Raw genomic sequence first — 19,590 nt, forward strand, 5'->3', positions numbered from 1 at the left:
CGCAAAGCGTCTCATCGCGGCCTGGCGCTTTTCCCGTTGTTCGACTGATCCACAGGCCGGGTTCACAAAAGCGTAGAATCTCGCCTTCCCACAAAGTTGGACGTTGACGAACGAATCACCCAACCGGGCTTCCGGAAGTGTAGCTCTCTCCCTGATCCGCACAATTCTCCATCTTGACCAGCGCGAACTGCCGGTGAGCGAGACGCCGACGCTGGTGCGCCCGCTCGACGGCATGGAGAAGCAGGGTTTCATCGAGCGGCGGGAAGTTCCACGCTCAACACGGGCTGCGCCGCTTTGCTGAAATCAGCATCGCCGGCTTCGTCATCGTCTCCTTGATGAACGTCTTCGTTTCCGACCTGCATTCGGCATCGTCGTCCGCTTCATCAGCGGCATCGCCGCCGCACCGATGTCGACGCTCGGCTTCTCGGCGGTCGTGCGCGTCGACAAGGATGCGCCGGGCCCGGCGACTGGCCATGCCGTGCCCGTCGCTGCGCCGGGGTAGGCTGCCGTCTTACGTGAAGAGGCTTAGAAAGAAGGGCCCAGAAAAAAGCCCGGATCGATGACCCGGGCTTTCGCATGTCGAATAGCCGTTAGGCTTATTCTTCTTCGCCTTCGAATTCGGCTTCCGGGTTAAAGAAGTCTTCCGGCTTCAGAGCGTCTTCGTCGACGCCGTAGATGGCGTCGGCCGAGGTCAGGCTTTCGCCCTTGGTCTGGCGCTCGGCTTCTTCAGCCGAACGGGCAACGTTGACTTCAACCGAGATCTCGACTTCCGAGTGCAGGTGCAGCGTGACCTTGTGCAGGCCGATCGACTTGATCGGGTGGTTGAGGTCAACCTGGTTGCGGCCGACGTTGAAGCCTTCGGCAGCGAGCACTTCGATGATGTCGCGAGCGGCAACCGAACCGTAGAGCTGGCCGGTTTCGCCAGCGGAGCGGACGATGATGAAGGACTTGCCGTCGAGCTTTTCGGCAACCGCCTGGGCTTCCGACTTGCGCTCGAGGTTACGGGCTTCGAGCGTCGAACGCTCGGCTTCGAAACGGGCCTTGTTGGCAGCGTTGGCGCGCAGTGCCTTGCCGAGCGGCAGGAGGTAGTTGCGGGCAAAGCCGTCGCGAACCTTTACGGTGTCGCCCATCTGGCCGAGCTTGGCGATACGTTCGAGAAGAATGACTTCCATGTTGGTTTCCTTTCAGAGTTTCAGTTCGTTGGTCAATTTTTTCCCACCGGCGTGACTGCGATGGTGCGTCGCGTATCGATCAGGCCGGACAGGAGGAAGAAGAATGCCGGGATCGTGAACACGAGCACCGACAGGTATGCGATCCACAGCACGGGAAGCCGCCAGGACTTGCCGCGCGTGCGGAAATGGAAGGAGGCGAAGCCGGCGAGCAGAAAACCTGCGCCGAAGGTTCCGCAGATCAGTGCGCCGATCGTCGCGGGAGCGCCGCCGAGGAAGGTCATGACCAGACCGCCGAGGAAAATGAAGATCGCGTTGCGGTGCATGCGCAGCGTCGACGGGATATCCTCGCGCGGGCGCAACGACCGGCCCGATATCTGCACGATGCGGGTTGCGACGTAGTAGGCGGTAAAGAGCATCAATACCCAGATCGCGCCCTGAACGAGCGGCAGGGCCAGCGTGAAGAGCGACTTGATCTGGGCCACGGCAGCGACGTCCGGATTGTAGCCCGGATCCTGCGCCTTCACCGCCTCAATGACGATATCGACCATGCGGTCGGAAATGTCGGAGCCATAGCCGACGATGAAGCCGACGATGATCATGCCGATGGTCACGAGGCCGGCGAGGTGGCTGAGGATATCGGACAGCGGATACCAGGCAAGTGCCTCGTCCGGGCCGCCGAGTTCGGAAGCCGGGCGGGCGAGATTGGCGAGGTGGCTGAGCCAGCCGGCGGGGATCAGCGTGACGACGAGAATCAGCAGTGCGAAATGGGGCGAGACGAGCGCGGCGGCGGTGGCGCCGGCGCTGGCGATCGCAGCAATCGCCGCGGCGTTGCCCCAGCCGAGGCCGGCAATCAGGATCGGGAGTGCGGAAGCGGCATAAAGGACGATGGCAAGAGACGGCTGCGTGTTCGCGCCCATCGACAAGAGGGCGGCGGTAAAGCCGGCGAGAATGCCGGTCAGCAGCGATGTCCTGTTCACATTCGTCACGTTCGCTGTCCTGCTTCGTGCAGTTAGGGGATGGCAAAGGCCCGGCCCCAGCATGGGATTTTGGCGCTTTCGCACCGGTTCCGATCCGCGCCCACCGCGGAAGGGAGGGAAAAGGCGCTCACGTCGGGGGAGCGCCTTGCCCCGGAGTCAGTTTCCGTCGAGTCAGATGACCAACGGAGAGTCAGCCGTTCTTAGGAAACGACGTAGGGCAGCAGGCCGAGGAAGCGTGCACGCTTGATCGCCTGGGCGAGTTCGCGCTGCTTCTTCTGGGAAACGGCCGTGATGCGGGAAGGAACGATCTTGCCGCGCTCGGAAATGTAGCGCTGCAGCAGACGGATGTCCTTGTAGTCGATCCGCGGAGCGTTTGCGCCCGAGAAGGGGCAGGTCTTGCGGCGGCGGTGGAACGGGCGACGAACCGGAGCGGAAGAAACTTCAGCCATTGTCTTTATCTCCTAAAGCTTCTTGATTACGCGCGGTCTTCGCGCGGACGACGCGGACGGTCTTCACGGTCGCCACGGTCCGGACGCGGACCACGGTCGCCGAAGCCACGCTCCGGACGGTCGCCATCGCGGCGCGGACGGTCGTCGCGGTCGCGCTTCTGCATCATGGCAGACGGGCCTTCCTCGTGCTTCTCGACGGCGATCGTCATGTAGCGCAGGATGTCTTCGTTGATGCGCATCTGGCGCTCGACTTCGTGAACGGCCGGTGCCGGAGCATCGATGTCCATGAGAACGTAGTGAGCCTTGCGGTTCTTCTTGATGCGGTAGGTGAGGGACTTCAGGCCCCAGTTCTCGACGCGACCGACCTTGCCGCCGTTCGCTTCGAGCACGCCCTTGTACTGCTCGACGAGAGCGTCGACCTGCTGCGGCGTGATGTCCTGGCGGGCCAGGAATACGTGTTCATAAAGAGCCATTGTGGCTTGCCTTTCTTGCGTTAATCAGCCCGGACCTCGGCGGCTAAGCCTCAACGACTGTTCTTATGGGCTCGCAAGAGCCGGCAAGAAAGTGTTGTATCGAGACGGTCGAGAGCGGAGACACGGGAGGCCGGAAAGACTTGCTATCCTAACGGCTCCCCTCGCGGGAAACCGGCCCTCCGTTCAGCCACCAGCCAGAAGACCGGGCATTTCGAACAGCGCGCTTATACGCATTTTTCCGCAGAAGGCAAGGCTCGCCGGATATTTTCACTCCAATCTGTTCTCTGCAGGACCGATGCCGATCAGATCGGCATCGGGTAGAGACGGTGCAGCCGCCGGATGCCGTTCATGACGTCCTGCGACAGAGTGAGATTGGCGGCACCGAGGTTGGTCTTCAACTGATCCATCGAGGTCGCGCCGATGATGACGGACGCCATGAACGGCCGCGTCAGGCAGAAGGCGATTGCCATCTGAGCGGGATCGATACCGTGCTCGCGTGCAAGCTGCACATAGCCGGCGACGGCCGGTTCCTGGTGCGGCGTGAAGCGGCCGCCGAGGTCGCCGTTGATCGAGAGGCGGGAGCCCGTCGGCCTGGCGCCGTCCAAATACTTGCCGCTGAGCAGTCCGGCTGCGAGCGGCGAATAGGCGAGCAGACCCACGTCCTCGTGATGCGACAGCTCGGAAAGATCGAGATCATAGGCGCGGTAGAGCAGATTGTATTCGTTCTGGACCGAGGCGACCCGTGGCAGGCCGTGACGTTCGGCCATGTCGATGAACTTCATCGTGCCCCAGGCCGTTTCGTTGGAGAGGCCGATGGCGCGGACCTTGCCGGCCTTCACGAGATCGCCGAGTTTGTCGAGGATCGCCCTGAGATCGCTGGCAACATGCGCCTTGTCCTGCTTGGTCGGGTCGTAGGACCAGGCATTGCGGAAATGGTAGTGACCGCGGTTCGGCCAGTGGATCTGGTAGAGGTCGACATAGTCTGTCTTCAAACGTCGAAGGCTGGCGTCGATTGCCAGTTCGATGCCTTCCGGGGTCGTGGGGTCGCCATTGCGGATATAGGGGCGACCGGGGCCGGCGACCTTGGTCGCGAGCACGACGTCGTCGCGGCGGCCGCGCTTCGCCAGCCATTCGCCGATGAAACGCTCCGTATTGCCGTAGGTCTCGGGCGAGAGCGGGGTCGTTGGGTAGAGTTCAGCTGTATCGATGAAGTTGACGCCCTTGTCGAAGGCGTGATCCAGTTGCTCGTGCGCCTCGGCGATGGAGTTCTGCGAGCCCCAGGTCATGGTGCCTAGGCAGATTTCCGAGACCTTGATGCCGGTGCGGCCAAGCGTGTTGTAGCGCATCTAGATAAGTATCCTTGTGAAGGGCGGGCGCCGACCTGGGGAGGAAAGGGGCGCGCGCCGGGAATGGAGTGGCCGCCTTTGCCCTTGCGTCGGTTGCAGGGCAGAACGACATCGGGCGGCAAACTTACGCCTTGATTGTTGAAGATCAAGGGCAAAAGGCCCCGTCGGCCTCGTCCGTATGGGCCTCCAAGCTTGACTCGCCGTTCAGGAATGTGAATGGAGAGAAAACCGGAGCGGGCTTGGGGAAAAGTATTTGCGATTTTCGCCCGCACCCGCTCCAACTCATAAGAACCGATCACTATGATTTCGTGTCGAGCCGACCCGAAATCATAGCGATCTAGGGAAGGGACTATCCCATGAGCATTGCATTCACGTTTCCCGGCCAGGGCAGCCAGGCTGTCGGCATGGGCAAGGACCTGGCGGACGCCTTTCCGGAAGCTGCGGCCGTTTTTGCCGAAGTCGACGAGGCACTCGGCGAGAAGCTATCCGAGATCATGTGGAACGGTCCCGAGGAAACGCTGACGCTGACCGCGAACGCGCAGCCCGCATTGATGGCCGTATCGATGGCCGTCATCCGGGTGCTCGAAGCCAAGGGCCTCGACATCAAGTCCAAGGTCTCCTTCGTCGCCGGTCATTCGCTGGGCGAATATTCGGCGCTCTGCGCCGCGGGCACGTTCTCGATCGCCGACACGGCGCGTCTCCTTCGCATCCGCGGCAACGCGATGCAGGCGGCCGTACCGGTCGGCAAGGGCGCGATGGCCGCGATCATCGGACTGGAACATGCCGATGTCGACGCCGTCTGCCGCGAAGCCTCTGCCCTTGGGGCCTGCCAGATCGCCAACGACAACGGCGGCGGCCAGCTGGTGATCTCCGGCGAGAAGGCTGCCGTCGAGAAGGCTGCGGCCCTGGCCTCCGAGAGAGGCGCAAAGCGCGCTTTGATGCTGCCGGTCTCCGCACCCTTCCATTCGAGCCTGATGGCGCCGGCCGCCGACGTGATGCGCGAGGCGCTGGCCAAGGTCGAGAAGCGCAATCCCGTCGTGCCGGTGATCGCCAACGTGCTGGCCGCACCTGTCAGCGATGCCGGCGAGATCGCCCGGCTGCTGGTGGAGCAGGTCACGGGCCAGGTCCGTTGGCGCGAGACGGTCGAGTGGTTTGCCGCCAACAATGTCACGACGCTTTATGAACTTGGTTCCGGCAAGGTCCTGACCGGGCTTGCCCGCCGGATCGACAAGACCGTCAACGGTATTGCCGTCAATACGCCTGCCGATATCGACACCGCACTTGCCGCCTTGCTCGCCTGAGCGATCGCGTAAGCGCTCCAGTTACAAGGAATCAATCAGATGTTCGATCTTTCCGGCCGCAAGGCTCTCGTTACCGGCGCATCCGGTGGTATCGGTGAAGAAATCGCCCGCATGCTGCACGCCCAGGGCGCAACCGTCGGCCTGCACGGCACGCGCGTCGAAAAGCTGGAAGCGCTTGCCAACGAACTCGGCGATCGCGTGCAGCTCTTCCCAGCGAACCTTTCCGACCGTGCCGAAGTCAAGGCGCTCGGCGAAAAGGCCGAGGCCGAACTCGGCGGCGTCGATATTCTCGTCAACAATGCCGGCATCACCAAGGACGGCCTCTTCGTGCGCATGAGCGATGAGGACTGGGACAGCGTTCTCGAAGTCAACCTGACCGCCGTCTTCCGCCTGACGCGCGAGCTCACCCATCCGATGATGCGGCGCCGCTTCGGCCGCATCGTCAACATCACCTCGATCGTCGGTGTCACCGGCAATCCGGGCCAGGCCAATTACTGTGCCTCCAAGGCCGGCATGATCGGCTTCTCGAAGTCCCTGGCGCAGGAGATCGCGACGCGCAACGTCACCGTCAACTGCGTCGCGCCCGGTTTCATCGAGAGCGCGATGACCGGCAAGCTGAACGACAAGCAGAAAGATGCGATCATGGGCGCGATCCCGATGAAGCGCATGGGCACCGGCGCAGAGATTGCGTCGGCCGTCGTCTACCTCGCGTCGAACGAGGCTGGCTACGTCACCGGCCAGACGATTCACGTCAATGGCGGCATGGCCATGATCTGATCCGGTTTCCGGGATGCGTCGCCCGTCGAGATTGTGCGGCGGGCGATATTCAACGTCCCGGGATGCGCCTGCCAAATGCCTGAAATTCAATGTTGACCAAGCGAATGTCAGGCATTTTCGGACTTTGCGACAGACTTAAACCGTGTTAATCGGGCCATGACTGTTAGCAGTCGACCGGTCCCGCCAGGTGTCCGGCAGCCTTGGCTGCCCTGGGTTTGCCGCAGTTCCGGTTGGATGGATTGCCGGGTAGCCCGTCTTGGTCTATCAGGCTTGAATAAGAGTACCGGTGCCGGAACAGGCGCCCACAGAAACGAAGGTCGAGGAACTCCGACATGAGCGATATCGCAGAACGCGTAAAGAAAATTGTTATTGATCATCTTGGCGTCGACGCCGAAAAGGTCAGCGAAGGCGCAAGCTTCATCGATGACCTCGGCGCGGACTCGCTCGACACCGTCGAATTGGTCATGGCTTTCGAAGAAGAATTCGGCGTTGAAATCCCGGACGATGCCGCTGACTCGATCCTGACCGTCGGCGACGCCGTCAAGTTCATCGAAAAGGCCCAGGCCTAATATCCAAGCGGCTACGGCCGTAGACGGGTCGCCTAAAGCGGCCCGTTTCAGCCCAGGGAAGTGGGCTGTCCCGCGAGCGCGGGTTTCGATCAGCAAGCGTTTTCCCGCATTTTCCTCTGATCGTGAATAAGAACCTTAAAATGGATGCCCGGATCGGGTTCGTCACACGTGGTCCGATCCGGCTCTGAAATTGAAAAGTCAGGGTGGGTCGCGGACTATGAGACGTGTCGTTATCACCGGTACCGGCATGGTATCTCCCTTGGGTTGCGGAACTGAGGCGACGTGGGCGCGCCTTCTTGCCGGGCAGAATGCTGCGCGCAAGGTGACCGAATTCGAGGTCGAGGATCTTCCTGCCAAGATCGCCTGCCGCATTCCTTTCGGTGACGGTACCGACGCAACCTTCAACGCCGACGACTGGATGGAGCCGAAGGAGCAGCGCAAGGTTGATCCGTTCATCGTTTATGCGATGGCGGCCGCCGACATGGCGCTTGCCGACGCCGGCTGGAAGCCGGAGAGCAACGAGGACCAGATCGCGACCGGCGTCCTGATCGGTTCGGGTATCGGCGGTCTCGAAGGCATCGTCGAAGGCGGCTATACGTTGCGCGACAAGGGCCCCCGCCGCATTTCGCCGTTCTTCATTCCCGGCCGCCTCATCAACCTCGCCTCGGGCCAGGTGTCGATCCGCCACAAGCTGCGTGGCCCGAACCACTCGGTCGTCACCGCGTGCTCGACCGGCGCGCACGCCATCGGCGACGCGAGCCGTCTGATTGCACTCGGCGATGCCGACGTCATGGTTGCCGGCGGTGCGGAATCGCCGATCTGCCGGATCTCGCTCGCGGGCTTCGCCGCCTGCAAGGCCCTGTCGACCCAGCACAACGACAACCCTGAGAAGGCATCGCGTCCCTACGATGTCGATCGAGACGGCTTCGTCATGGGCGAGGGTGCCGGCGTCGTCATCCTCGAAGAGCTCGAGCACGCCAAGGCCCGCGGCGCGAAGATCTATGCGGAAGTCGTCGGTTACGGCCTTTCCGGCGACGCCTTCCACATCACTGCTCCGTCGGAAGACGGCGACGGCGCCTATCGCTGCATGCAGATGGCGCTGAAGCGCGCCGGCCTGACGGCCGCCGACGTCGACTATATCAACGCCCACGGCACTTCGACCATGGCGGACACGATCGAGCTCGCTGCCGTCGAGCGCCTGGTCGGCGAGCATGCGTCGAAGATCTCCATGTCCTCGACCAAGTCGGCGATCGGCCATCTGCTCGGCGCTGCCGGCGCTGTCGAAGCGATCTTCTCGGCACTCGCGATTCGCGACAATATCGCACCGCCGACGCTCAACCTCGACAATCCGTCGATAGAAACCAAAATCGACCTCGTGCCGCACGTCGCGCGCAAGCGCGAGATCAACGTGGCGCTGTCGAACTCCTTCGGCTTCGGCGGCACCAACGCGTCGCTGGTCCTGCGCCGCTATACGGGCGCCTGATCGGGCCCTGCCAATCATCGGATCGACCCAACAAGTCGGTCCGATGATCCTGCTTTTGCCGCATTGCTCGCTACAAGCATGATTTGGGAGGATGCAACGCCATCGCGGCGGTGCTTGCCGACCGCTATGTTCGCGCAAGGCATATCTGTCAGATTGCCATTTAACTATTGCCGGGAACAGGTCGCCCGCCCAGGGATATCGGGGGCGCCACGTTCCGAACGGCTGCCAGTCTCCTTGAATCCATCCGATTTAAGGAGAAAACAGGCAGTCATTTAGAGTGTTACAGCGACCTGAACGCGTCCTGTAAGGCGTACGGTTCTGTAAAGTGTCAGCCGTCCATCGTCTTCTCTTGAATAGGCGGTGAACCGACACATTTCTGTGGTTCCTGGTGCCAAGGCACTGCGCCGCAGGTCTATTGTGATGAAGACTGCGGAACGCCGCCCGCCAGGTCGGCGCCGTTTATGAAATTGACTTAAGCCTGCCATGGTCCAGTCCGAAATTCGCACCGGGGCAGGAAGAGAATGAGGCTGCGAATTTCGGGTTCGGGACAATCGTGAGCGACTCAAACGATAACGGCGCGGCGCAATTCGGCCGCAATGAAAACGCGAGCAACGGGCCGATCATTCCGAAATCGGCCAACGAGGCGCTGCGCCCGGAAAAGGTGCCGCAGCCTCCGAAGCGGTCGCGCAAGGCGCGCAGCCAGGTGGTGATCTTCCTGAACTTCGTGATGACCATCATCGTCTTCGCGGCGCTTGCCGCGGCCGGTACGGTCTACTACGCCATGCATCAGTACGAGAAGCCGGGTCCGCTGCAGGCAAATCAGAACTTCATCGTCAGGAGCGGTGCCGGCATGAGCGAGATCGCCAGCGGTCTCGAGCGCAGCAACATCATTACCGACGCGCGCGTCTTCCGCTTTGTCTCGGAAGCCTATCTCGATAATGAGACGCTGAAGGCCGGCGAGTATGAAATCAAGGCCGGCTCGTCGATGCAGGACGTGATGCAGCTTCTGAAGTCGGGCAAATCGATCCTCTATTCCGTTTCTCTGCCCGAAGGTCTGACCGTCAAGCAGATGTTCCACAAGCTTTCCGACGATCCGGTTCTGGTTGGCGATCTGCCGAAGGAGCTTCCGCCGGAAGGCTCGCTGATGCCGGACACCTACAAGTTCACACGCGGCACCAAGCGCGGCGAGATCGTCCAGCAGATGGTTGCCGCCCAGAAGGCGCTGGTCGACCAGATCTGGGAGAAGCGTGATCCGAACCTGCCGGTCTCGACGGTCGAGGAACTCGTCACGCTTGCTTCGATCGTGGAAAAGGAAACCGGTCGCGCCGACGAACGGCCGCGGGTCGCCTCCGTTTTCATCAACCGGCTCGACAAAGGCATGCGCCTGCAGTCCGACCCGACGATCATCTACGGCATTTTCGGCGGCGACGGAAAGCCGGCGGACCGTCCGATCCTGAAGTCCGACATCGACAAGCAGACGCCCTACAACACCTATATCATCAAGGGCTTGCCGCCGACGCCGATCGCCAATCCGGGCCGTGCGGCGCTGGAGGCAGTCGCCAATCCGTCGCGTACACCGGAACTCTACTTCGTCGCGGACGGTTCGGGCGGCCATGTTTTCGCCGAGACTTTGGATGAGCACAACGCGAACGTAAGGCGTTGGCGCAAGGCGGAAGCCGAGAAGGCAGCGGAAGCCGCGAAGGCTGCCACGGATGCTGCAGTGGCTGAACCGGCAGCAGCGCAGCCGCAATAAACGCTGCATTGTGGACGGATAGATCACGGCGCGGATATCCCTTGCGGGATGCCGCGCCGTAGCCGTATTGCTTCTGCTGAAACACAACGGAGGTGACGATGCCGCTCCAATCGATGACCGGCTTTGCCCGAAGGGAAGGCAGCAGTGGCCGCCGCCGTTGGGCTTGGGAACTGCGCTCCGTCAATGGCAAGGGCCTTGATCTCAGGTTGCGCCTGCCGCAAGGGCTCGAGCGCTTCGAACCCGAAGTGCGCAAACTCGCGACAGATTATTTCTCACGTGGCAATCTCCAGATCGGGCTTTCCGTCAGTGGCGCGGAAGCAACCGTCGAGGCGGTGGTCAATCAGGGCGCGCTGACGGCGGTCTTGAACTTGCGCGAACAACTCGGCGATCTCGTCGATCCGGCGCCCTTGAAATTTGACACGCTTCTCTCAATCCGCGGGATTGTCGATTTTCGCGAACCGGAAGAAAGCGAAGAGGAGCGTGCCGCCCTCGATACGGACATCCTCGAAGGCCTGAGGCTCGCGCTTTCCGACCTCCGCGCCATGCGTGAGGAGGAGGGGACAGCGCTATGTCAGATCCTGCTGGCGCAGGTCGAAGGCATCGAGGCACTTACGGCGACCGTGGAGGCCGATCCGTCGCGCAGCGCCGCGGCGATCGCCGACCGGCTTGCCCAGCAGGTGGCTTTGGTGATGGACAACGGCTCCTCGCTCGACCGGGAACGCCTTTACGCCGAAGTGGCGCTGCTCGCCACCAAGGCTGACCTTCGGGAAGAGATCGACCGGCTTGGCTCCCACATCGCAGCGGCGCGGGAGCTGCTGGCGAAGGGTGGCCCCGTCGGCCGCAAGCTTGATTTCCTGGCACAGGAATTTAACCGAGAATCGAATACGATCTGTTCCAAGTCGAATGCGGCCGCCGTTTCGGCCGCCGGCATCGAACTCAAGGTCGTCATCGACCAGTTCCGTGAACAGGTCCAGAATCTGGAGTAAAGCATGACCCCGGCGACCCCTTCGCCCATCAAGATTGCCCGTCGTGGGCTGATGCTCGTCATCTCCTCGCCCTCGGGCGCCGGCAAGTCGACGATCGCGCGCAACCTCCTAGAAGCCGACCCGGAGATGAGCATCTCCGTCAGCGTGACGACGCGCCAGCGCCGTCCGAGCGAAATCGATGGCCGGCATTATCACTTCAAGTCGATCCGGGAATTCGAAGCGTTGCGGGCGACCGACTCGCTGCTCGAATGGGCGGAGGTGCACGGCAATTTCTATGGCACGCCACGCGATGCCGTCGAAGCGGCGATGGCCGCCGGCCGCGACATGCTCTTCGATATCGATTGGCAGGGCGCCCAGCAACTCCAGGAAAAGATGGCCGGCGACGTCGTGTCGATCTTCATCCTGCCGCCGTCGATGACCGAGCTGCAGTCACGCCTGCACCGTCGGGCCGAAGACAGCGAAGAGGTGATTGCGACACGGCTTGCCAACTCGCGCGCCGAGATCGAGCACTGGCGCGAGTACGATTACATCGTGCTCAACGACGACCTCGATCGCGCTTTCGCCTCCGTACGGGCGATCGTCGAGGCCGAACGGCTTCGTCGCGACCGACGCCCGGGCCTGTTCGATTTCGTCAATGGGCTTCTGACGGAAAATCCGTTCTAAGTCGATGGGATTGGCCGGTCCTGCCGGCCACAGTGCTCAGAGGCAGTTTGCCAGGCGGCAGAATTCTTCCACCGAAAGCGTCTCGGCCCGCCGCTGCGGGTCGATATCGGCCTTTGCCAGCAGGGTTTCGCCGCCAAGCGGCTTGAGGCTTTGCCGCAGCATTTTGCGGCGCTGGCCGAAGGCGGCATGCGTCACCTTCTCGAGTGCCGAAACGGAGCAGGGGATCGGGTTCTCCACGGGCTCCAGATGGACCACCGATGACGTCACCTTGGGCGGCGGCGTGAAAGCCTGTGGCGGCACGTCGAAAGCCATCCGCGCCCTGGTGCGCCAGCCGCAGAGCACCCCGAGGCGTCCGTAGTGATCGTCATCCGCTTCGGCGACGATCCTGAGGCCAACTTCCCGCTGGAACATCAGCGTCAACGATTGCCAGAATGGCGGCCAGCGTTCGGGCAATAGCCAGTTTACGAGCAATTGCGTGCCGACATTGTAGGGCAGGTTGGCGATGATCTTGACCGGCCCATCATCGGCAAGCGTCTCGAACGGTGTTTTCAGGGCGTCGCCTTCGATCACCTGCAACCGGTCCGGATAGTGCGCGCCGATTTCCGCAAGCGCCGGCACGCAGCGGGAGTCGCGCTCGATCGCGATGACTTTCTTGGCTCCGAGGGCCAGGATGGCGCGCGTCAGGCCGCCGGGACCGGGGCCGACTTCGATGACCGTCACGCCTTCGAGCGAACCGGCGGTCCGGGCAACCTTCTGCGTCAGGTTGAGGTCGAGCAGGAAGTTCTGGCCCAACGCCTTCCTGGCGTCGAGGCCGTGGCGCTGGATCACGTCGCGCAGCGGAGGAAGACCGTCGAGCGCGGCCATCAGCGGATATCTCCCGGGCTATTGTTCGCGAGCATCGCGGCAAGATCAAGTGCCGCCCTGAGGCTGTCGTCGCGGGCGACGCCCTTGCCGGCAAGGCTGAAGGCTGTGCCGTGGTCAGGCGACGTGCGGATGAAGGGAAGGCCGAGCGTGACATTGACGCTGTCGTCGAAGCCGAGCGCCTTGGCCGGGATCAGCGCCTGATCGTGATACATGCAGATTGCAACGTCGTAGGTCGCGCGCGCCCGATCATGGAACATCGTATCCGCCGGCAGGGGACCCACGGCATCGATCCCCTCGGCCCGCAGACGGTCGATCACGGGGCGGATGACGGCGTTATCCTCAAGGCCGAGCGCACCGTTTTCGCCGGCGTGAGGGTTGAGCCCAGCGATCGCGAGGCGCGGTCGCTCGAGCCCGAAACGGTTGCGCAGATCAGCCGCCGTAATCGCACAGGTGCGATAGATGAGATCCGGCGTTAACTGGCCCGGTACGTCTTTCAGGGGGATATGGATCGTGACCGGAACCGCACGCAGCTTCGGTCCGGCCAGCATCATGACCGGCAGAACGGCTTGTCCCGTCGCCTTCTCCGCGAGATCCGCCAGGTATTCGGTGTGGCCGGGAAAACGGAAACCGGCGTCGTAGAGAACCGCCTTGGCGATCGGGTTGGTCACGACAGCCGAAGCTTCGCCGGCGGTGACGATCCGCACCGCCGTATCGATCGCCTTGATGACGGCGCTGGCATTGGCCGTGTCGGGATCGCCCGCCGTAACCGGGGCTGGGCAGGTGACCGGCAGAATCGGCAGCGCCGCATCGAATACGGCAACGGCGCCGGCACAATCTGTTTCCCGCACGGGAACCGAATAGCCGAGCATCGCCGCTCGCGCGGCAAGCACCGAAGGATCGCCGATGAAAAGGAAAGGTGCCGTCGCGTGCTCGCGGCGGCCAAGCCAGGCGGAAAGGCTGATATCCGGCCCGATACCGGCCGGATCACCCATGGTCAGGGCGAGTGGCCCGCCGGTTGGTTCGCGCATGTTACCGCTGTGCTTACTTGTTGACGATCTGCGCTTTCTTGCGCAGTTCCTCAAGATACTTTTCGCTGTTCGGGTCTTCTCCGCCCGTTTTCTTCTTGCCGATATCCTCGGCGCGGAAGACGATTTCTGCGGCCGTGTCGTCGTTGACCTCACGCTTCTTGCAGATCGCCAGGTATTCGACGCCCTTTTCGGTTACGCGAGTTCCGGTCGTGCCGTTTTCGCCGGCCTTTTCGACCAGGGGCTTCCATTCGTCCGGCAATTGCTGGGCGAGCATACGACCGAGATTGCGGATCGAAACGTCGCGATAGTTGGCGGCAAACACCTTGGAGGTCTCGCAGCCCGGGAACTGCGACCGCGAGGCATTTGCCTCAGCCTGCCGCTTCGCCGTGATGGCGCCGCGCTTCTTTTCGGGAATGACGAAGATCACCTGCTGCAGGAAGTATTCGGTCGTCACCGGCTTGTTGCCGCCGCCTTCCATCATCCGCTTGACGAGATCGGCGCCCTGCAGCCGGCTCGAATTGCCGTAGCGGAAGTTGACCGCACGCGGCCAGCTCATCTGGACGGCGATATACTGCTTGAAATGCTCGACGCCGACGCCCGCCTGGTCGAGGATCTTGCCGAGCTGTTCTGGTGAAAGCTTGTTGCCTCCGGCAAAGCGGGCAAAGGCGGCATCGACCTCCTGCGTGCTCACCGATTGCCCGAGCCGGGCAATCTCGGCGCGCTTCAGCACTTCGTCGACAAGCTGCTTCTTGGCTTCGTCTGCTCCGCCCTTTTGACGCTGCAGGCGGATGAATGCGACACGTTTGGCAATATCGCCCGAGGTGATCACGGTGTTGTTGACCGTTACCTTGACCTGACTTGCAGCCTGCGCACCGGCACATGCCGCGATGCTCAGGGCCCCGGCCACAGCCAATACCGAAAGCGTCCTCGAGATCGACATTTTCCCGCCCATTACCTTTTCCTGTTTGCCGGACGATCACTGTCGTCGGGTCTTGTCCGCCTACCGGCGTTGCGCCGTTGCCTTATCTTGTCGGAGGAAATGCATAATACATGCGGCCAAACGATGACAAGACCGTTTGAGCAGCCCAAAATTGCGAGAGGGGGCGAACTTCGCGTTTCGCCCCCTCGTTCCAATGATCTTAATAGTAATCCAGCTCTTCGAACTTGGTGTCGCCGACATTGACGTCGCCGAGGGTACGGAAGCTGATCCTGGCACCGATCGACCAATCGTTCGCCAGCGTGCTGCTGGTATCGCGTTCCTGCTTGTAGACGATCGAGAACAGGGTGTCCTGATCGTCGTAGGTAATGCCGAAGCCGTTGCGCGAGATGACGTCCCGGTTGATGTCGTAGGTGATGGCACCAAAGACTGACCAATAGTCGTGGAACTTATAGGCGGCGGCCGTCTGGATTTCGTCCTGATCCACCTGCGAGCCATAAAGCGGCTGCGCTTCGATGCGCGTATAGGTCATCGCCGCCTGCCACGTCGTGCCGAGGTACCCGACGGTCGCATCGGCACGGCGCAGTGCCAGATCCTTTTCGTCGAGACGACCCGAGAGGCTCGCCATCAGGCCGGACGGCGCGTCGATGCCGAACATCGCGACATAGTCCGAGCGCTTCGTTTCCAGGCCGGATTCCGCGCCGACCTTCACCAGGTCGTCGGTTGCAAAGGAGTTCAGGCCTCCGAGATGGAAGGATTGGCCGACGATGCCGCGCAGGCCGTAGCCACTGTCGAAGGTACCGGTATAGCGGAAGCCGACATTGGCGCGCGTGCCACCTTCCACCCGGTCGAAGCCGGAGAACTTGTCGCGGTCGAAAAGGTTGGTCGCGTCGAACACGAAGCTCTGAGCGTCTTCGTTCGGCAGACCGCCAGCGTCCTGTTCGTCAGGGCGCGCGTAGAGCTGAGCGATCGGCTCGAGCACATGGCTGCTGTCCTCGCCGACGAAGAGGATCGGGTAGCGGGCTTCGAGACCGGCGGTCAACATGCGCCGCGTCGTGGCGTCGCTGGTGTTGTAGTCGCCGGTATAGAGCGGGCCAGGCGCGTCCATGTTCAGCCCGAGTGCATCGCCGCGTGCCGCCAGCAGCGGTGTGACGACGAGACCGCCGGGGGCGATGAACGTGCGTTTCCATTCAAGCTCGCCCGTCAGGCGATGGGTTGTGCCTTCCAGACCGCGGAAGCGATCGACGACGCCTGGGACGGCCTCGAAGTCCAGCCGATTGCGCTTGATGTTGGTGAGGTTGACGGTCGCCGAAAGTTCGCCGCCCAATATGGGCTGCGGCGCCTTGTAGGAGTAATCGAGCACCTGCGCCGCAGGCTGCTGGTTTTCCTTGATGCTGTTCGGATCCGCGTCCTGAATGTCGAAGTAGAAGGCGCGCAGGTCGAAGTAGTTTCGCTTGCCGAGCCCGGTCAAATAGGCCTGGTTGACATAGGTCGTTCCGTCGAAGTTCGACAGTTCGTAGGTCTTGGCGAAGTTGGCGTCCGACTGGACGAGAACGTTCCAGCCGAACGTCCAGCGCGGATTGATCTCGAACTCGGCCTTCGACGCGATCATGCCGCGATTGGTCTTCTCCGCGTCGACCGTGCCGGGCGTGAACTTGCTCTTGTCGAGCTGGCTGATGCCGGCAACGTTCAGCGTATGGAAGCCGTTGTGGAACCGCTGGCGGAACTCGCCCTCCAGCAGGAAGCCCTGTCGGGTCAGGCCCGTGACGGTTGCCGTCGCGTCCATATAGGGCGAGATCGCCCAGTAGTAGGGGACGCCGACGCCGACGCCGAGCTTCTGCGCCGAGCGGAACGTCGGGAACAGGAAGCCGCTCTTGCGCTTGACCGTATGGTCGGGCAGTTCCATCACCGGAATATAGGCGATCGGCTTGCCGAAGAGCTCGAAGCGGGCGTTCTCCAGGCGAATCGTCCGCGTGCGGCCGTTCTGAATGACGCGCTGCGCCTTGATATGCCACAGCGAGCGATGTTCCGGCTTGGTCGCGCAGGGTGTGCAGGCCGTGTAGACGGCCTCGTTCAGGATGAATTCCTCGCCGTTCCGGCGCTCGCCGCTCGTTGCGGCAAGCCGGGTCAGGTCGGTGGTTTCGATGCGCATCTGCTCAAGGAAACCGTTGCCGAAATCGTCGGTGACGTCCATCTTGTCAGCGTAGACGACATTGCCGCCCGGCTCGACGAACTGGATGTCCCCGGATGCATAGATGCGGCCATTCTTCTGGTCGTACTCGACCTGACGGGCCACCATCTTGTAGCCGCCGTAGTCGATCTGCACGTTGCCGCGCACGATCACCTTCTCGGCGTCCTTGTTGTAGACGAGCTCATTGGCGGACAGAAGCAGCTTGGCGTCTTCCGGCATGTTCGGACGCAGCGAATCGAGGCGGTCCGAAGTCTGCTGCGCCATCGCAGGCGCACTCATTCCCATGGCAAGTGTCTGCAGCGCCACACCTGCGAGCAGGGTAGCGTTGATCAGCGTCATGCGTTTGCGGTTCACTACCGCCACTAGCCATCCTCCTGATTTAAAAGAATCGTCGAGCCCAGCGCCATCGCTACAACAACTGGCAACCAGGCTGCAACGAAAGGAGGCACAATGCCGCTGCTCCCGAATGCTTTGACAAGCACGGTCACGACATAAAGCACGAAGCCTGAAAGGATGCCACCGAGAATTACGGAGCGAGATTGGTTGAACCGGCTAAATTTGAGCGACACGCAGGCGGCGATCAGCGTCATGGCGACGAGAAGCAGCGGCAGCGAGAGCATCGAGTGGAATTGGGTTTCCATGGCATTGGTTGAAAAACCGAAGGAGCGGGCCACTTCGATCTTGCCGGGCAGGTCAAAAAACTGAATGGAATCAGCCTTTGCAAGACGTTCCTGAACAAACTCAGCCTTCAGATTGGTGCTGAGTTGTGCTGTTTTTAGACGACGCGGCAGTTGTCCATTGCGCGTTTCCGTTACCTCGTTAAGAAGCCAGTAACCATCTTCGAGTTTCGCCGAAGCCGCATCCTGTCTCAGAATGATCGAGCCCTGTGGATCGAAGTGGATGACGGTGACGTTGAGGAGCGTCGTACCGTTGTCCTGAACCGAGCGCGCGCCGATGATCGTATCGGTCCCGTTGTGGATCTGTCGCAGCCACGGAATCGACCCCGCGTCGGAGGAACGCGAGGCACCCCATTCCGCCAGCAGTGCCTCCCCACGTTTCGTTCCCCACGCCGCCAGCGGATTGAGCGCGATCACGGCGAGCATGCCGAAGAGGAAGGCGCCCAGCACGAACGGGCGCAGGAACTGCCAGACGGAGATACCTGCGGCGCGGGTCACGACCAGTTCATAGCGCCGGTTGAGGGAGATCAGCGCCGCCATCGCCGAAAACAGCGCCACAAACGGAATCGTCTGCTGCAGGATCAGCGGGATGCGAAGGGCGGTCATCAGCAGGGCGCCGGTGATCGAATAATGCGGCAGGTTCGCCAGGCGGCTTGCCTGCTCGCTGAAGTCGATGATGAAGATCAACGAGAAGATGCCGACGAGAAACCAGAAAGTGGTGACGACGTAGCGGATGAAGAAGTAGCGTAAGAGCGTGCCCATCATGATGGCTGCCCTCCCTCGGCGTCACGCCGCACCAGGCGCAGGCGTACCAGGAGATCCTGCAGCTTTTCCTGCCAGGTCATCGGGATGTCGAGGCGCTTGTTGCTCACGAGCTGGTGAATGCAGAGCGCGCCGGCTGCAAGTGGCACGATGTACATCAGCGGCACGAACCAGATGGAATCCTCGGCGCTGTTGCCGGCATAGAAGGTCATCCAGCGGATGAGCAGCGCCGTTCCGAGCGCGCTCACCATGGGATGGAGGCGCGCTTCCCGGTGAGAGCGCGCGTCGCTGCTGAACACCAATGCGATCAGGCCGAACAGCAGCGGGAAGGTCCACTCCGTCAGGCGGCGGTTGATCTCGGCGGTAAAGGCAAGCGGTTTGTTCTTGTAGACCTGATCGTTCGGATCGGGATTGAGCAGTCCGGCGAGGTCCCGGTCCTTCGCCCGGATCGTCGCCTCGCGCGTCGTCTTGGTCATATCGGCAAGGTCGAAGGCATAGGAATCGAACTTGATGATCGAGACACTGCCGTCAGGCAATTTGCGTTGCACCTCGCCGTCCTTCATCACCAGCGCGGAGCTTTTTTCGTCGACCGCGCCTTCGCGGGCGTAATAGACGAGTTCGAAGGCGGGATTGCGCGAATCGGCAACGAAGATGCCCTGCAACACGCCGCCGCTTCGCCGCGCTCCGACCTGGACATAGAGGCCGTCGGCAACCTTGCGGAACGAGTTCTCCTGAACGACGGACGACAGCAGGTCGGCATTGGCGGTCGCCAGCATCTTGCGTACCGAAACACGCGAATACGGCTCGACGAAATTGTCGACGGCGAAAGACAGGACGCTCAGGCCCGCTGCCAGGTAGATGACCGGCCGGATGATGGCCATGCGCGAGCTGCCGGCGGCGTTGAGCACCGTCAGTTCCGAATCGGTGTTCATCGTGGTGAGCGTCTGGGTGACGCCGATGACCAGGGCGAAGGGCAGGATGATCGGGACGACCGAAGGCAGGATGAGCGTTGCCAGCTTGGCGAAGGCCAGAACCGACTGGCCGCTGTCGGTGACCAGATTGACGTTGGCAAGCGCCTGCGTCGTCCACACGATGCCGAGCAATGGCAGGAGTGTCGCGAGGAACATGATCAAGGCACGCCGGAATATGTAGCGTTCGATCAGCTTCATGCCCGTGTCCGGT

At 62.0% G+C, this 19,590-nt stretch carries 18 protein-coding genes and 2 pseudogenes; 9 read left to right on the top strand and 11 right to left on the bottom strand.

Annotation, left to right across the window (positions count from 1 at the left end; all coding sequences use genetic code 11):
* Nucleotides 1–172: 172 nt before the first annotated feature.
* Both BHMPCIPO_RS32770 and BHMPCIPO_RS32775 read left to right on the top strand, forming a co-directional pair.
* Nucleotides 173–262: pseudogene (locus BHMPCIPO_RS32770) on the top strand (MarR family transcriptional regulator); the annotation flags it as partial.
* A 1-nt stretch (nucleotide 263) separates the two neighbouring features.
* Nucleotides 264–424 (top strand): annotated as a pseudogene (locus tag BHMPCIPO_RS32775) (MFS transporter); the annotation flags it as partial.
* 172 nt (nucleotides 425–596) lie between these two features.
* Here the strand turns inward: BHMPCIPO_RS32775 and rplI are convergent.
* The 5 genes from rplI to BHMPCIPO_RS06820 form a co-directional block, all read right to left on the bottom strand.
* Nucleotides 597–1,172 (bottom strand): 50S ribosomal protein L9, encoded by a 576-nt coding sequence (gene rplI / locus BHMPCIPO_RS06800; protein WP_173516056.1) that lies wholly within the window; start codon nucleotides 1,170–1,172, stop codon nucleotides 597–599.
* 32 nt (nucleotides 1,173–1,204) lie between these two features.
* Nucleotides 1,205–2,158, bottom strand: a complete 954-nt coding sequence (locus tag BHMPCIPO_RS06805) for a DUF2232 domain-containing protein (protein ID WP_173516057.1) — start codon at nucleotides 2,156–2,158, stop codon at nucleotides 1,205–1,207.
* A 191-nt stretch (nucleotides 2,159–2,349) separates the two neighbouring features.
* Nucleotides 2,350–2,598 (bottom strand): 30S ribosomal protein S18, encoded by a 249-nt coding sequence (gene rpsR / locus BHMPCIPO_RS06810; RefSeq protein WP_025426448.1) that lies wholly within the window; start codon nucleotides 2,596–2,598, stop codon nucleotides 2,350–2,352.
* 26 nt (nucleotides 2,599–2,624) lie between these two features.
* Nucleotides 2,625–3,071: a 30S ribosomal protein S6 gene (gene rpsF / locus BHMPCIPO_RS06815; protein ID WP_173516058.1), complete on the bottom strand. Its 447-nt coding sequence runs from the start codon at nucleotides 3,069–3,071 to the stop codon at nucleotides 2,625–2,627.
* A gap of 302 nt (nucleotides 3,072–3,373) precedes the next feature.
* A complete protein-coding gene (locus BHMPCIPO_RS06820; protein WP_173516059.1) occupies nucleotides 3,374–4,417 on the bottom strand; it encodes an aldo/keto reductase in 1,044 nt (347 codons plus the stop codon).
* A gap of 356 nt (nucleotides 4,418–4,773) precedes the next feature.
* Here BHMPCIPO_RS06820 and fabD point away from each other — a divergent pair, with 356 nt between their 5' ends.
* The 7 genes from fabD (at nucleotide 4,774) to gmk (ending at nucleotide 11,949) form a co-directional block, all read left to right on the top strand.
* On the top strand, nucleotides 4,774–5,718 hold the full coding sequence (gene fabD / locus BHMPCIPO_RS06825; protein ID WP_173516060.1) for an ACP S-malonyltransferase: 945 nt from the start codon (nucleotides 4,774–4,776) through the stop codon (nucleotides 5,716–5,718).
* 39 nt (nucleotides 5,719–5,757) lie between these two features.
* Nucleotides 5,758–6,495, top strand: a complete 738-nt coding sequence (fabG, locus tag BHMPCIPO_RS06830; protein ID WP_173516061.1) for a 3-oxoacyl-[acyl-carrier-protein] reductase — start codon at nucleotides 5,758–5,760, stop codon at nucleotides 6,493–6,495.
* 332 nt (nucleotides 6,496–6,827) lie between these two features.
* A complete protein-coding gene (locus BHMPCIPO_RS06835; protein ID WP_003531676.1) occupies nucleotides 6,828–7,064 on the top strand; it encodes an acyl carrier protein in 237 nt (78 codons plus the stop codon).
* 217 nt (nucleotides 7,065–7,281) lie between these two features.
* Nucleotides 7,282–8,547: a beta-ketoacyl-ACP synthase II gene (gene fabF / locus BHMPCIPO_RS06840; RefSeq protein WP_173516062.1), complete on the top strand. Its 1,266-nt coding sequence runs from the start codon at nucleotides 7,282–7,284 to the stop codon at nucleotides 8,545–8,547.
* Nucleotides 8,548–9,100: 553 nt separating this feature from the next.
* Entirely contained in the window at nucleotides 9,101–10,300 is a 1,200-nt protein-coding gene (gene mltG / locus BHMPCIPO_RS06845; RefSeq protein ID WP_173516063.1) for an endolytic transglycosylase MltG, read from the top strand.
* Nucleotides 10,301–10,398: 98 nt separating this feature from the next.
* On the top strand, nucleotides 10,399–11,286 hold the full coding sequence (locus BHMPCIPO_RS06850; RefSeq protein ID WP_173516064.1) for a YicC/YloC family endoribonuclease: 888 nt from the start codon (nucleotides 10,399–10,401) through the stop codon (nucleotides 11,284–11,286).
* Nucleotides 11,287–11,289: 3 nt separating this feature from the next.
* Nucleotides 11,290–11,949, top strand: coding sequence for a guanylate kinase (gmk, locus tag BHMPCIPO_RS06855; RefSeq protein ID WP_173516065.1), 660 nt, complete (start codon nucleotides 11,290–11,292; stop codon nucleotides 11,947–11,949).
* A 36-nt stretch (nucleotides 11,950–11,985) separates the two neighbouring features.
* On the opposite strand, the gene rsmA is transcribed toward gmk, so the two are convergent.
* The 6 genes from rsmA to lptF form a co-directional block, all read right to left on the bottom strand.
* The gene (rsmA, locus tag BHMPCIPO_RS06860) at nucleotides 11,986–12,813 is read right to left on the bottom strand and encodes a 16S rRNA (adenine(1518)-N(6)/adenine(1519)-N(6))-dimethyltransferase RsmA (RefSeq protein ID WP_173516066.1); all 828 of its coding nucleotides are present in this window, start codon (nucleotides 12,811–12,813) and stop codon (nucleotides 11,986–11,988) included.
* Nucleotides 12,813–13,841, bottom strand: a complete 1,029-nt coding sequence (gene pdxA, locus BHMPCIPO_RS06865; RefSeq protein ID WP_173516067.1) for a 4-hydroxythreonine-4-phosphate dehydrogenase PdxA — start codon at nucleotides 13,839–13,841, stop codon at nucleotides 12,813–12,815. Before pdxA ends, rsmA begins: the two co-directional genes overlap by 1 nt.
* A 13-nt stretch (nucleotides 13,842–13,854) precedes the next feature.
* On the bottom strand, nucleotides 13,855–14,793 hold the full coding sequence (locus tag BHMPCIPO_RS06870) for a SurA N-terminal domain-containing protein (protein WP_173516068.1): 939 nt from the start codon (nucleotides 14,791–14,793) through the stop codon (nucleotides 13,855–13,857).
* Between the two features lie 187 nt (nucleotides 14,794–14,980).
* Complete coding sequence (locus BHMPCIPO_RS06875; protein WP_173516069.1) at nucleotides 14,981–17,332, bottom strand: LPS-assembly protein LptD; 2,352 nt, start codon at nucleotides 17,330–17,332, stop codon at nucleotides 14,981–14,983.
* A complete protein-coding gene (gene lptG / locus BHMPCIPO_RS06880; RefSeq protein WP_210266421.1) occupies nucleotides 17,332–18,411 on the bottom strand; it encodes an LPS export ABC transporter permease LptG in 1,080 nt (359 codons plus the stop codon). The genes BHMPCIPO_RS06875 and lptG overlap by 1 nt, the downstream gene beginning before the upstream one ends.
* Nucleotides 18,408–19,577 carry an LPS export ABC transporter permease LptF gene (gene lptF, locus BHMPCIPO_RS06885; RefSeq protein ID WP_173516070.1) on the bottom strand — a complete coding sequence of 390 codons (1,170 nt, stop codon included), beginning with the start codon at nucleotides 19,575–19,577 and terminating at the stop codon, nucleotides 18,408–18,410. The genes lptG and lptF overlap by 4 nt, the downstream gene beginning before the upstream one ends.
* Nucleotides 19,578–19,590 lie beyond the last annotated feature (13 nt).

This window comes from Ensifer sesbaniae (assembly GCF_013283665.1).
Lineage (GTDB): Bacteria > Pseudomonadota > Alphaproteobacteria > Rhizobiales > Rhizobiaceae > Ensifer > Ensifer sesbaniae.